Genomic DNA, 13,179 nt, shown 5'->3' with positions numbered 1-13,179 from the left:
AATATAATTATCTCCATAAAGGTAAAGCAATAAATTCTAAAAACGCACCTTCTTAACTCAAAAAATATGATTTTCTTTATACGGTGCAATATTTTAAATAAAATATCAAACTAGGTTTTATCATAATATTTAAAGTTATATACTTTTATAAATATATTATTATTTAGCATTAGAGATAAACAAGCCAATACCAGTTAAAACAATAAAGCTATTCTGCCGGAACCGCCTGATTTATAACTTAAAACCAGTTAGTAACCGAAGAATAGCTTTAGAAGCTGTGTCGTATTTTTGTTTCACGAGGAACCAGGCGCCCTTGGTGGAGGGGAACACCGTAAATTATAAATATTCTGCCAGCCTACTTGGCGGTGATAATACCATAGCCGCCAGGCTAATAATATTTTATCAGATTTAGACGGATAAAATTTAAACTTCTTTTTAAGCACTCATCTCCGTCATTCCCAAAGAATTTTCTGATTAGGTAACCCAGAAGACTTTTTCAGAATGACCTGTTTTACCTCCTTGTCTTGTATATTCCCTCTTTTGAATACCTATATTTCCCTTAGCCGGACAGCTATAGTAATAACACTGCCAAGGGCAGCGGCTCCAGTAATATTATAAAGTGCTAAACAGCTTTTAAGTAATAAGATTGGATAAAAAAACAGGTGATTTCTTGCCCGGCGAAATTAGCCGAACAAACTGCTGAGTACTTCCTCGAGCTTGCTTACCGCATGAATATTTATTCTATATCGCTTGCGGTCGATGCCTTTTAAATTAAACTTAGAAATAAAAATATCGGTAAATCCCAGTTTTTCCGCTTCGCTAATGCGCTGGTCGGCGCGGTTTACGGCGCGTATTTCGCCGCTTAATCCTACTTCGGCCGCAAAACAGGTGGTATTGGGTATCGATAAATCTTCGAACGATGATAAGATAGACGCACAAACGGCCAGGTCGATAGCGGGGTCTTCTATTTTTAAGCCGCCGGCAATATTTAAAAACACATCCTGGGTGCCCAATTTAAAGCCGCCGCGTTTTTCCAGCACCGCCAGCAACATGTTCAGGCGTTTGGCATCGAAACCCGTAGATGAGCGCTGGGGCGTGCCGTACGTAGCCGGGCTCACGAGGCTTTGCACCTCAATTAACAACGGCCGGTTGCCTTCTAAAGTAGCCCCAATGGTTATGCCGCTAAAATTTTCGTCGCGCTGCGAGAGCAATATTTCGGAAGGGTTGCTTACCTGCCGCAAACCAGTGCCCTGCATTTCGTAAATCCCTAACTCGGCGGTAGAACCAAAGCGGTTTTTAGTTGTGCGCAAAATGCGGTAAGTCATGTGGCGGTCACCTTCGAACTGCAGTACGGTATCTACCATGTGCTCCAGAATTTTAGGCCCGGCCAGGTTGCCTTCTTTGGTTATATGACCAATTAAAAATACCGGGGTGCCGCTTTCTTTGGCGTACTTCAGCAACTCAGCGGTACACTCGCGCACCTGCGAAATGCTGCCCGCGCCCGACTCAATAAAAGAAGAGTGCAGCGTTTGGATGGAATCGACAATAAGAACCTGGGGTTGTAGTTGCTCTATTTGCTTAAAAATATTCTGGGTACTGGTCTCGGTCAGGATAAAGCAGTTGGGGTGTTTGGCGCCCAGGCGTTCGGCACGCATTTTTATTTGCTGGTCGCTTTCTTCGCCCGAAATATAGAGCACCCGGCTGTTTTTCAGGCTCAGGGCAATCTGCAGCATTAACGTAGATTTACCAATGCCTGGTTCGCCGCCAATGAGCACCATTGAGCCCGGCACAATGCCCCCGCCCAATACGCGGTTTAGTTCCTGGTCGGCGGTTTGCAACCGCGATTCTTCCTGGTAACTGATGTCGGCAATGGCGCGGGGTTTAGCCGCTATTTGCAGCGAACTGGAGGTTTTCCAAGTGCCCGCCGCCGACGTTTCTTCGCGCTGTAATACTTCTTCTACGTAGGTGTTCCACTCGCCGCAGGCCGGGCAGCGCCCAATCCATTTGGCCGACTGGGCCCCGCAATTCTGACAAAAATAAGAGGTTTTAATTTTAGCCATTTTATCTAAAAATCTGCCGGAGCAGACTGCATTTAAATTTTATAAACTTTACAAGATAGGGCTTTTTAGCCACTCTGGCAAAGTTTAAGTAGCCTGAGCCAGCTTGGCCAAACGTACTCTTTAAGCTAAGCGTAATTACCCGGGTTAATACCCGTGTATAAACGTTTATATGCGGGTATTAACCCAATTCATATCTCTGTTAGCTATTGCATGTAATATTTTAGCGCTGTCAGATGGGTAATTAGGAGAAATGAGCTATCTTAAAATATTATTGCTCTAATGAGAATGAATATATAATTGAGGCACCTTTAAAAGAATTGACTAAGTATAAGCGCGGCCGGCTAAACAGCTAGGAAGTGGAGAAGTGGAGAATCGAATAATTAATTGTATAACTGTATAAAAATAACTCCATCCATAGTACTGATAATCGGGACGAACTCCGTTTATCCTCTAGTTGGCCATAATTTGTAATAATAATATGATAAGAAAGCTCTCCCTTTTTATAATCGTTGGACTAATTTCATCTTGCAGCGAACAGAAAGAGAAGTATGAGTACTACAGATTCGGGAAACAGATTACACCAAGTGGTAAATTTATCATATACGATTATGCCAGGTATGGTCCAATGGCATTTAGTTCCGACAATATAGGATTTGAAGTCTTTAAAGTGGACGAAAAATTTGAAGAAGGACAAGGAGTACCTATTGATGGTTCAATCAGTGAATGGATTTCAAATGACACATTATTAGTCTTTAATTTTAAATCAGATTTAGAACAACCTAAGGACACTCTCCCAATAAAAACTGAATTTAATAAAGTAGGTGATTTTGTAGTAAAAACAGTCTATTACAAATCAAATTCAGGTGGAAGAGCAATTTATGACTTCGATTCTGTTGCAACCACAAATGATTCAATTTATATTAGAACTGTCTCTGATAATGGAAACCAAGAGCTTCTAAGGTTTCCACTTGGTGCAACTTCAATTAAGACACAATTTGATTCAATTACGCATATTGAAATATCGACACGCCTAACAAAGAGTATGAACTTTGTCTTCAAAAACCCAGACGGAACTTTCACAGGCAACCTTCCAGAAGTAGGTACAACTTGGTATGACCTTACTCCAATAAAAAAAAAATCACCTAAAGGACTAAATACGAGAAGAATCTTTTGGGAAGAATAAAAAAACTTTGGCCAACAAGGCATAAAAGCCATACTTCGGCTACGCCTCATCCGTCTTTTATACTAACCGTTAGGCAACATTAGAATTAATGAAAATCTTTATAACAGTCTTTCTACTCACGATAACTCTACAAGTAACCGCACAAAATTCGGTTGACTCAGATTCCATAGAAGTAAGAGTGCAAAATAAAGGCAAGCACTATCTGAAAAAATTTATTGTGACAGTTGACGGACATGATTATAAATTCGGAGATGTATGGAAAAATAAATATTCGGAATATAAAAAGATTCCTTACATATGGACTAATAATAAATCTGAAACGACTGTAATTATAAAAAGAATAATAAAATATGATGAATGGTTAACTACACTTTCATGGCCTTTTGACCATATTGGTGAAGAAAAACTAACAAGAGGAAAGTTTACGGTAGAGGTTTCCACAAAAATGAAAAACGGCCAACTAGAAGTATCTAAAAGCATAAAAAAAGAAAAATAAGGCTGCCCAACATTGTATAAACATCAGGCTTCGGCCGACTGCCTCGCCCGTTGTTTATACTAACCGTTGGCGGTCATTAATAAAAATTGAATGAAAGAATCAGTAAAGTTGTACCTGGTATTCGTCTTTCTATTTTGCTTTGGTCAAGTATCCGGGACAGGAACTAATGAGCAAAAGTTAGAAGAAAAGATTCTGCTTTCTAACTCACAAAAGTTACCTTTTTCCAGCAGACAAAGCCGCGACACGTTTACAATTTCAATAAAAGGGAAAGAACTTCTAGATGGGAAAGTTACCTTCTCAATTAAAACGTCAAGTGGAAAGATAATTTTTAGGGAAAGCTTTCCTGCGCGCAAACTGATTGGATATGAATTAATTGAGGAGAATCCGACGAAGGAACAGGAAGAGGAAGTAATCAAGAATAGAATACAGAAATTTTTCAATAAAGAGAACTTCAGCTCTCCTGCCATAGCGGCTGATGAGCAATACGAAGAGGACTATGCTGAAAATAATATTTGGAAAGATATAAAAGCAGACAGGACTGCTGTAGGATTCTTTTATAAAATTGGTGAGGAAGACATGCGTTGGATTGCTTTCTCAAAAAAGACAAACAAAGTAGTCTCATATCGTAACTGCTGTTAAAAAATAACGTCCGCCAACGGTCTCGTGTAAACACCATGCGTCGGCCGACGGCCTCGCACGTCTCATGCACGAAGCCGTTAGGGTGCATAAAAAGTATGAAGTCAATCTTCTCAAATCTATTCAAAGGACCACGGACATCTTTACCTAAACGTTGGCTTGGCTATTGGATTGATGAGAACGGAAAAACCCTAGAAATTAAAGAAGGAAAGTATAATACATACTTAGTTTCTGTTAAAGACAAAGTAGGTGATTATTATTCAATAAGACTCTTAGAAGAAAAGAGCAGGGATACCGCTGGTTTAGTAGGAAAATTTAACTTAGATAATAATCAAAATCCATTCCTCAAGATTGAAGCAGGAGTAGATGGACTTGGACCGACATTTAATTTATATTTCCTAACAATTAAAGAAAATGGAGAATATAGATTAGCTCGTGATACTGATAAACTTGAGAAGTTAAGAATAAGATCAAGTGTTGGTTTAGGGCTTTATGACGATTGGAAGATGATTTAGGTGTTCCTTGGGCTTATCCTTTAGAAGAATTTAAGAAAAATTAAGTACCCTAACCACACCTTTACGGTAGCTACGCCACCGCAAACCTAAATCCGTTAGTGGCAATTTTAGTGATACCCGTAGCAACATATAGATATAAAATAAATGGCAAATAAAACTTCGCAACATATATTAGGAACATCTGCAAATTTATTGGGATTTTGCCTCTTTGTAATTACATCGCTTCATTTAACAAACAAAACAGAAAACTCTTTAATAGACGAACTTACATCAATCGTTGCTTTATTTTTGACAGTTTCTTCTGTATCTTCTTTTGTATCAATAAAAACAGAAAATAAAAATCGAGAATACAAACTTGAACAAATAGCAGATTATTTATTTATCATTTCTCTAATCGGAATATTTGGAATAATTGCTGTTATCATCATAAATTTTTGGAATAAGTAATATGGACAAAGACATCAATAATTTATTAGAATCTGAAACAGCTCAAATACAAAAACTACAAGAGATTGTCAGGAAAACCCTTGAAGATGAAAACTTAATTAGCGAGAATCTTTTACATCCACCAAAAGAAATTCTTACAAGAGGGCAAAAAGTTTCTGACAAAGTTGCCAGGTTTGGCGGTAGTTGGTTATTTATTATTTCTTTTTTTATCATTCTCATATTTTGGGTTTTATTCAACACATTTGCCCCACAGAAAGAGCACTTTGACCCATATCCATTTATATTAATGAATTTAGTTTTGTCTTGCATAGCAGCATTACAAGCACCTATTATAATGATGAGCCAAAACAGACAAGAAGAAAAAGATAGAAAGCGAAGTGAAAATGATTATTTAATAAACTTAAAAGCAGAATTAGAAATAAGGGCCTTGCACCAAAAAATAGATTTGCTTTTGGAAGAGCAAATAAAAATACTGTTTGAAAGTCAAGCTAAACAATTAGAAATTTTAAAGCGAATTGAAGGAAGATTAAAATAAAAACTGCCACTAACACTGTATTGGCATAGTGGGAGCTGGCAGTTATAAATTCAACATTTGTAATTTTATTGGGCATTTGTGTAAATGTTGGGCTGATGTTTTTCAAATTTCCCACCATCGCCAATACTTAAACCGTTAAGCTAAATTAATAAGATGAAGTTTTCAGATTCAGTCAAAGGCTTAATCGCTGAAACAAGAAAGATTGCAGAGAAACTGGACAATGATTTTGTCGGACTTCAGCATTTCCTCCTGGCATACAATAAATTCGATGATTCAGCCTTTACTGAACTTAAAGTGCCATTATCCGACAAGAAGGACTTGATTAATGATGTTAGAGGCCTAAAATTAGCTAAAACCAAGAGCAGCGATTTCCCATTGACCAAAGACTTTGAATTTGTTTTAAAAAGCAGTTCTTTCCAACGTTGGGTATTACGCGACAAAGAAATAGAGCCTAAGCATCTATATCTCTCGATTCTTTTGATTGAGACTAAAAATAAGTCTGAATATTTACGGATTCTTGAGAGTAACCGCGTCAAAATGGACACATTCAGGAGGGTAATGATAAGCATTCAGTATAATCCTATTTTGAGGGCAATTGGTCTAGCAAAACAATTCAGAAAAATAACTTAGCCCAACAATGATAGCTGCTGCACAATTCAAGATGATTAACCTAGTATTGTTGCATATTTGGAATTGTTAGCAAGCTATATCTGCTACTGATGGGTAAAAAAGCTTAAAAAGTTGAGCTGGTGCAGGTTTAAACAGGGCCATTACGGCGGTTTGGCTCTTTTGGGGTTTAAAGTGTAGCAGTTCTTTAAGGTTATATGCCTTAGCCGCCAATAGCATTCCTTTTTGAGCTTACTCCATGCCCCGGGTGTTAATCTTTCTCAGGCCTAAAAAGTTAATGAGCGTAACCAGCACCGGCTCCACGGTTGCCTGCCGCAAACCTTTCATCTTTCGGCCATAGCGGCTATTGATTTGTTTGATGCCCCGCTCGTACTCCTGCAGGTGGTAGATAATCTCCACCTTTTTTTCCTGGCTCTTGCCGATACAGCTTTCTATGTATGGACAAGCCTTGCCGTCTTTGCGCATAGTAATGTAACGCTTTTTAAAGCAAATCCAATCTAAGGCTGCAGTGCTGGATGAGTTTTCTGTCTGAGATAATGTTCTCCAGGTAGCCCACCAGGCAAAACTTAAAGAACACCACCGGGTCTATGGATTGCTAGCCGCAATGCTCATAATAAGAGGCTGTCAGTTGATAAAGGAATTCCAGGTCTGGTTGCTGCTTCAACCGGCAGTAAAAGTTGTGGGCCGGTACATGCGCCGATAGAGAGAAACACAGCTCCTTTTCATCGCTAAAGTGCTTTCCGCCTTGCATCTTACTAAAGATTTGCTTCTATCTACTTTTACGCATGTCTTCATCCAGTTGTGCAACAAGCACCTTGGATTCGTTATTTTCTGGCCTATAATCCTTTTTCAGACCTACAGAAAATGAAAATGCCGGTACTAGCTGTTACCGGCAGTAAAGACTTGCAGGCCCCTGCAAAGCAAAACCTAGTAGCTATAGAAAAGGCATTAAAAGCAGGAGGGAACAAGAATTATATTATTAAAGAATTGCCAAAGTTTAATCACCTATTCCAGACAGCTACTACTGGGTTGCCAACAGAATATGGACAGATAAAAGAAGCGCTATCGCCTGCGGCAATTAAAGTTATAGGAGACTGGATGAAGGGAGTAATAAAGCTTTAGGTATTAATAAAATTACAATTGTAAAAAGTTTATAAGAACAATCTACAGCTTAAGGGCTTGCCGCAGTTCAGATCTAATAGCGTTTTCTCCTGCATAGAGGCAATTAATTACACAATAGAACAGGCAGTAAATAGCTTTTTAAAATCAATTCTAGCACTGCTTGCGGTAATCATGCGCTGGCGGCTAAAACGCGTTGCGGTTATAAAGGCTACTTCGTCCATTAGCTGCATGGCTGTTCCCCCAAATAAGGTATCATGGTAATTGGTAGCATTTGGAAAAACGGCCTTAAAAATGTGAGTTTCTGAATGGTGGATTATTTCTTCTACTGTCTTTTTGTTTCGCTTTCCAGAGCTAAAAAATGTATTAGATGATTTTGCCTGTTTTTAATAGGATATATCTGTACCTCACACAGGTATTCCTCGTTATTTTTCTTGTAATTAATAATTTTTCCGGAAAACACATCCCCGGTTTTTAAACATGCTTTTATTTTTTCTTTTACTTCAGTTGAGGTGTTTTTACCCTGTAAAAAGTGCGGTGTTTTATGAATAGCGTATTTTGCTGAATAGCCCGTCATGGTAGTGAATCCTGGGTTTACCCACTGAATGATTTGGTCTGGACTGGTGAGAACAAGGGCTTGATAGGATTGGGTTAGGAGTTTTTCAAGATTAATATTCCAGTCGTTTTTTTTTGAAAATTGCATAAGAATTTCCAAATCTTTAATTTTCTTACCTTTCGCAATGGTGTCCCAATAGCATTTACCCGAAATATCCCAACTAATCAATGGATGTAGCTTATGGGTCAGAGGATTAATTTTGGGTTTTATTTCCTCATATTCTCTATTGTCCAAAGACATTAGAAAAATATCCAGGCACATTATATTGGTTAAATTATCATCATATTTACCCATTCTTTTTATTTTCTAATACACTAAAATATTATTTATTTTTCTGATTAACTCGTTAATCAAAAGGTGCCAATTCAATTATCTGGATAATTAAACCCGGTAGGTTTTTAAACCTACCGGGCTTTCACACACCATTTGTGTTTTTAATAAATCAGGAAACTGCCAGTTCATTCACGGATTCTCTTAACACTTTTGCAGCTGCTACCATCTCTACCAACGCTTTTCGAGTTTCTGGCCATTGGCGGGTTTTTAAACCACAATCGGGGTTTACCCAAAGTTGATGAGCTGGAATAACCATTTTTGCTTTCGCTAAAAGTTTTACCATCTCGGCTTTTGCAGGCACTCTGGGGGAATGAATATCATACACGCCAGGTCCTATTTCGTTGGGATATTTAAAATCGGCAAAAGCATCCAGCAATTCCATTTGCGAACGCGAGCATTCAATTGTAATGACATCAGCGTCCATATCGGCAATATTTTGAATAATATCATTAAATTCTGAATAGCACATGTGGGTATGAATCTGGGTGTCGTCCCTTACTCCACTTGCCGAAATCCGAAAAGCCCGGACGGCCCATTGCAAATAGTTTTGCCAGTCTGCTTTGCGCAAAGGCAAGCCTTCCCGAATGGCGGGCTCATCTATTTGAATAATCTTTATCCCGGCTTTTTCTAAATCAAGCACCTCATCCTGAATGGCTAAGGCAATTTGGGTGCAGGTTTGAGAACGGGGTTGATCATTCCGAACAAATGACCATTGCAAAATGGTAACCGGACCAGTTAACATGCCTTTTACCCATTTTTTAGTAAGCGACTGGGCATAAGCCGACCATTTTACGGTCATCGGTGCCAATCGGTAAACATCTCCGTAAATAATAGGTGGTTTTACGCAACGGCTGCCGTAGCTTTGTACCCACCCATTTCTTGTAAACACAAACCCTTCCAGTTGTTCGCCAAAATACTCCACCATATCATTCCGTTCAAATTCACCGTGCACCAATACATCCAGATCTATTTCTTCCTGAAACCGGATGGTGGCTTCCGTTTCTTTTCTGATTAGTTCATCATATTCCTGCTGGGTCAATTCTCCTTTTCTAAACTTGGCCCGCCAACTTCTTACTTCCGTTGTTTGTGGAAACGAACCGATGGTGGTAGTAGGAAATATGGGTAGGTTTAAAGATTTTACCTGGGAATGGCGGCGAACGGCAAAGTTATTTTTCCGGGCGGAATCCTGCTCGGTAATAGCGTTTACCCGTTGTTTTACTCCCGGGTTATGGATGCGTTCAGAGGTCTGCCGGCGCTGGTTAGCTTCTATATTTTCCTGTAGTCTTTCGGCCGTTATAGTCGAAGTTTTGCCGCTGGCTATTTGCTGCAAAGTTACTATTTCTTCCAGCTTTTGTTTGGCAAAAGCCAGCCACTGTTTGATAGTAGGCGTTAAGGAGGCTTCGTCGGTTTCCAGATCCAAATCACAGGGTACATGTAACAAAGAACAAGATGAAGCAATCATCAGGTTGGCCGATCCAATTTTAGCCGCCGCTTTTTTAATGAGAGACAACGAATATTGGAAATCGTTTTTCCAAACATTGCGTCCATCTACTACGCCCAAGGATAACTGTAAATGCTGTTTTAAAAGTTTATTTTCTAAAATATCATCTAACTGCGACGGACATCTTACCAAATCCAAATGCAGGGCATGTACGGGCAGCGAAAGTACTGTGTTCAGGTTATCACCGTAACAATCAAAATAATTGGCAAGAATGGTTTTCAGATAGGGAAACCGCTTTTTAATTTCGGTATAGGCAAACACGAAAGCACTTTGTTCGTCCGGGGTTAAATCCATCGCTAAGTAAGGCTCGTCAAATTGTACCCAATCTGCCTGATAGGCTTTTAACTTTTCGAGGATGTCCAAATAAACAGGCAACAGGTTTGGAAGCAGGTCCAGCCGGTGAAATCCTTCTTCTTTCTCTTTTCCCAAAAGTAAATAAGATACCGGTCCTAGTATTACCGGCTTAGTGACAATACCTAACTGTTTGGCTTCGGAAAATTCATCAACAACTTTATTGGAGAAAAGTTTAAACTGTTGATTTTTATAAAACTCAGGAACGATGTAGTGATAATTGGTATCGAACCATTTGGTCATCTCCATGGCAGTAATATCTAATCCGTTTTTCTGATAACCACGGGCCATGGCAAAATAAAGGTCCAGTTCAGTGTTATCTTTTTGGCGAATTATTTCGTGATAACGTTGCGGGATAGCGCCCACCGTAAGTGACATATCCAGTACTTGATCGTAGAAAGAAAAATCATTGGAAGGAATTAAGTCGATACCGGCATTTTTTTGTAAAATCCAGTTTTCTTGTCGGATTCCTTTTCCGGTTTTTACCAATTCTAGAAGGGAAGATTTACCTGACCAGTATTGTTCGCAGGCTTTTTTGAGTTCGCGTTGGCTACCAATGCGCGGATAGCCTAAAACATTTGTTTTCATTCGCTTTGTGTTAGTTAACAATAATTAAATTATTGTTCATCGAACTTTTGCTTAAAAGTTCTCGCGACCGGAAACTACACAAATGGACATAGTACTACTATACCATTTTCTATAAAGAGTAAAGGGTAAGTAGAATAAAATCCACGGTTTAGCTTCATAATCGCGAAAGCTTTCACCATCTGGCAAACTCGGCAAGTCTCCTGGCTTGAGGCATTTTATTCAACCTTCCCATGTGGCCATTAGCGACACAGTGGTTTTGCAATATGCCCGGGGCATATTTGAATAAAACTTGGTTACCTCTTACAGTTGCGCGTCAGCCCGTGATTTTCACACGGTTCCTTTTTAATTGCCCTTTCAGGCAAACCTATAAGTTTGGGATGAAACAAAAATATCAAAGAACAGAAGTCAAATGTAAGGAATAAAGAGTAATCTGAAACAGAATTTAAATTAAATTTATATTTAAATATAGAACAGAAGCCTTTTTAGCGGTTAAAATAGTCATTTACATGATCGGAATATAGCTGAATAGAGGCCTATAAGTAATGCTATGTTGAACGAAAAGGAATTTTCTGACAGTTGACTTGCTTAACTTTGCAAAATCATTTTAGTGATCACAAAAAATTAGGCGCCTTCTGGGCTTTTCTAAACTTAATACAGGTGCTCCATTCATTTTACAAAATGTTTGCCATTAAAGCAGGAAGATAAAACTCGGCAAGGTTACGAATTACTTAGTACTGTTAACAGGTGCTTAAACTATATAATTGTGAATGGGGTGAAGGAAATAGCTTTGGATTTTAAGGCACTCTTAGGAAAGACAGTCCTCCTTATTCAAAGTTCTACTTGTGAAGTACATTCTTATAAGTTCATTTTGTAAAAGCACTTAATCCTCTTCTAAGCAACGTTTCTGTTTTAAAACCGTCTTACTTTAAGAGATTTCTTAGGTACTTTAAGGATTTTCTATGATGCTAAGACTACTCTTGCTATTAATTTCCTGCTGCCTTTGCACCATAAGCCATGCCCAATTTCCAGAAGAGAAACCTGAGGAAAAACCATACCTGAAATTGGGTGGCGCTTTGCGCTTCAACTATAACCTTTCTACCTGGAAGAAGGACCAACTGGAGCGGGGAGGTGATTTTGGTTTTGATATGTTTCGAATAAATGCCGAAGCAGCGTTCAGGGGCCTCAAGCTAAATGCCGAATTTCGACACTATTCACAAGCCTTTGGTGGTGCTTTTCTAAAACAAGGCTGGTTCCAGTACGACTTTTCAGAGCAATCTCAATTTCAGGTTGGCTTGCAACAGGTGCCATTTGGCATTCAGCAATACAATTCTAACAACTGGTTCTTTAACATGACCTACTATGTTGGTTTTGAAGATGACCACGACATGGGAATTAAGTACATCCACAATGCTCGCCTTTGGCAATGGCAGGCCGCCTACTATAAAAGCGCAGAGGAATTTGTGTTTGGTTTGTCTGAGCCCAGCCCCAATCGCTACTCTTACGATGTAACCGGACGAAACAAGGAAAATAATCAGCTTGATTTTAAATTACTGCGCCGCCTGGGCGATAGTTTGGCCCATGAATTAGGCGTTTCTGTTCAAGGTGGGTTATTGTATAACATCGACACCGAAAAGAACGGCAATCGCTACGCCGGGGCAATACACTATGAACACAAAGCACAAAACAGCCCTTGGAACATTAAGTTGCAGGCTATGCTTTATCGTTTTAACCCGATTTATGCGCCGGGTGCTATTTCAAATTCGGTTGAAATGGGCGCCTACGGTTCTAATTATAACGTTGCCAATAAAGGAGAGATTTATACAGCTGGCTTTTCCTACCACATTCCGGTTGAAACCCGCCTGTTGCAGGCAGTTGATATTTATAACAATTACGGCTATTACAATAAGCGGGAAAATGGTTTTGAAAATGCCCACCAGAATGTGTTAGGAGCACTCTTTACCGCTGGCCCAATGTACATTTATACCGATGCGGCATTTGGTTACAACCACCCGTGGCTGGGACCGGAGTGGACGAATGCCTTTACCACAGGCACGCCCGGCCACACCAAATGGCACCTGCGCTTTAACATTAATACGGGATACTATTTCTGAGCGAATAACAACAGACTACATGAGCAAAGTAAGAAGTGATATAAAAAAATCTTTGGGGCTG

13 protein-coding genes, 2 pseudogenes and 1 riboswitch are annotated in these 13,179 nt (G+C 39.3%); of the genes and pseudogenes, 9 read left to right on the top strand and 6 right to left on the bottom strand.

Going from position 1 to position 13,179, the window contains the following annotated elements; all coding sequences use genetic code 11:
* Positions 1-683: 683 nt before the first annotated feature.
* Positions 684-2,060, bottom strand: coding sequence for a DNA repair protein RadA (radA, locus tag ACO1R6_RS14720; RefSeq protein ID WP_486265669.1), 1,377 nt, complete (start codon positions 2,058-2,060; stop codon positions 684-686).
* A gap of 478 nt (positions 2,061-2,538) precedes the next feature.
* Here radA and ACO1R6_RS14715 point away from each other — a divergent pair, with 478 nt between their 5' ends.
* The 7 genes from ACO1R6_RS14715 to ACO1R6_RS14685 all read left to right on the top strand — a co-directional run bounded on the left by ACO1R6_RS14715 (position 2,539) and on the right by ACO1R6_RS14685 (position 6,502).
* Positions 2,539-3,243, top strand: a complete 705-nt coding sequence (locus ACO1R6_RS14715; RefSeq protein ID WP_486265668.1) for a hypothetical protein — start codon at positions 2,539-2,541, stop codon at positions 3,241-3,243.
* Between the two features lie 88 nt (positions 3,244-3,331).
* On the top strand, positions 3,332-3,739 hold the full coding sequence (locus ACO1R6_RS14710; protein WP_486265667.1) for a hypothetical protein: 408 nt from the start codon (positions 3,332-3,334) through the stop codon (positions 3,737-3,739).
* Between the two features lie 90 nt (positions 3,740-3,829).
* Positions 3,830-4,378 (top strand): hypothetical protein, encoded by a 549-nt coding sequence (locus ACO1R6_RS14705; RefSeq protein ID WP_486265665.1) that lies wholly within the window; start codon positions 3,830-3,832, stop codon positions 4,376-4,378.
* Between the two features lie 95 nt (positions 4,379-4,473).
* Positions 4,474-4,890 (top strand): hypothetical protein, encoded by a 417-nt coding sequence (locus ACO1R6_RS14700; protein ID WP_486265664.1) that lies wholly within the window; start codon positions 4,474-4,476, stop codon positions 4,888-4,890.
* Positions 4,891-5,034: 144 nt separating this feature from the next.
* Positions 5,035-5,337 carry a hypothetical protein gene (locus ACO1R6_RS14695; RefSeq protein WP_486265663.1) on the top strand — a complete coding sequence of 101 codons (303 nt, stop codon included), beginning with the start codon at positions 5,035-5,037 and terminating at the stop codon, positions 5,335-5,337.
* A gap of 1 nt (position 5,338) precedes the next feature.
* The gene (locus ACO1R6_RS14690; protein ID WP_486265662.1) at positions 5,339-5,872 is read left to right on the top strand and encodes a DUF1003 domain-containing protein; all 534 of its coding nucleotides are present in this window, start codon (positions 5,339-5,341) and stop codon (positions 5,870-5,872) included.
* A gap of 153 nt (positions 5,873-6,025) precedes the next feature.
* Complete coding sequence (locus ACO1R6_RS14685) at positions 6,026-6,502, top strand: Clp protease N-terminal domain-containing protein (RefSeq protein ID WP_486265660.1); 477 nt, start codon at positions 6,026-6,028, stop codon at positions 6,500-6,502.
* Positions 6,503-6,730: 228 nt separating this feature from the next.
* Here ACO1R6_RS14685 and ACO1R6_RS14680 read toward each other — a convergent pair whose 3' ends face one another.
* Both ACO1R6_RS14680 and ACO1R6_RS14675 read right to left on the bottom strand, forming a co-directional pair.
* The gene (locus ACO1R6_RS14680; RefSeq protein WP_486265659.1) at positions 6,731-6,964 is read right to left on the bottom strand and encodes a transposase; all 234 of its coding nucleotides are present in this window, start codon (positions 6,962-6,964) and stop codon (positions 6,731-6,733) included.
* Between the two features lie 19 nt (positions 6,965-6,983).
* Positions 6,984-7,250: pseudogene (locus ACO1R6_RS14675) on the bottom strand (transposase); the annotation flags it as partial.
* Positions 7,251-7,300: 50 nt separating this feature from the next.
* Here ACO1R6_RS14675 and ACO1R6_RS14670 point away from each other — a divergent pair.
* Complete coding sequence (locus ACO1R6_RS14670; RefSeq protein ID WP_486265657.1) at positions 7,301-7,621, top strand: hypothetical protein; 321 nt, start codon at positions 7,301-7,303, stop codon at positions 7,619-7,621.
* Between the two features lie 110 nt (positions 7,622-7,731).
* Here ACO1R6_RS14670 and ACO1R6_RS14665 read toward each other — a convergent pair.
* The 3 genes and pseudogenes from ACO1R6_RS14665 to metE all read right to left on the bottom strand — a co-directional run.
* Positions 7,732-7,938, bottom strand: a pseudogene (locus tag ACO1R6_RS14665) (acyl-CoA thioesterase); the annotation flags it as partial.
* Between the two features lie 5 nt (positions 7,939-7,943).
* Positions 7,944-8,528, bottom strand: coding sequence for a PAS domain-containing protein (locus ACO1R6_RS14660; protein ID WP_486265655.1), 585 nt, complete (start codon positions 8,526-8,528; stop codon positions 7,944-7,946).
* A 148-nt stretch (positions 8,529-8,676) separates the two neighbouring features.
* Positions 8,677-11,007, bottom strand: a complete 2,331-nt coding sequence (gene metE / locus ACO1R6_RS14655) for a 5-methyltetrahydropteroyltriglutamate--homocysteine S-methyltransferase (protein ID WP_486265653.1) — start codon at positions 11,005-11,007, stop codon at positions 8,677-8,679.
* Positions 11,008-11,183: 176 nt separating this feature from the next.
* A riboswitch (cobalamin riboswitch) is annotated at positions 11,184-11,390 on the bottom strand.
* Between the two features lie 576 nt (positions 11,391-11,966).
* Here metE and ACO1R6_RS14650 point away from each other — a divergent pair.
* Complete coding sequence (locus ACO1R6_RS14650; RefSeq protein WP_486265651.1) at positions 11,967-13,118, top strand: hypothetical protein; 1,152 nt, start codon at positions 11,967-11,969, stop codon at positions 13,116-13,118.
* Positions 13,119-13,179 lie beyond the last annotated feature (61 nt).

This window comes from Adhaeribacter sp., assembly GCF_057359045.1.
Note: the sequence above shows the minus strand (reverse complement) of the source record. Positions and strands in the feature narration are given on the sequence as shown.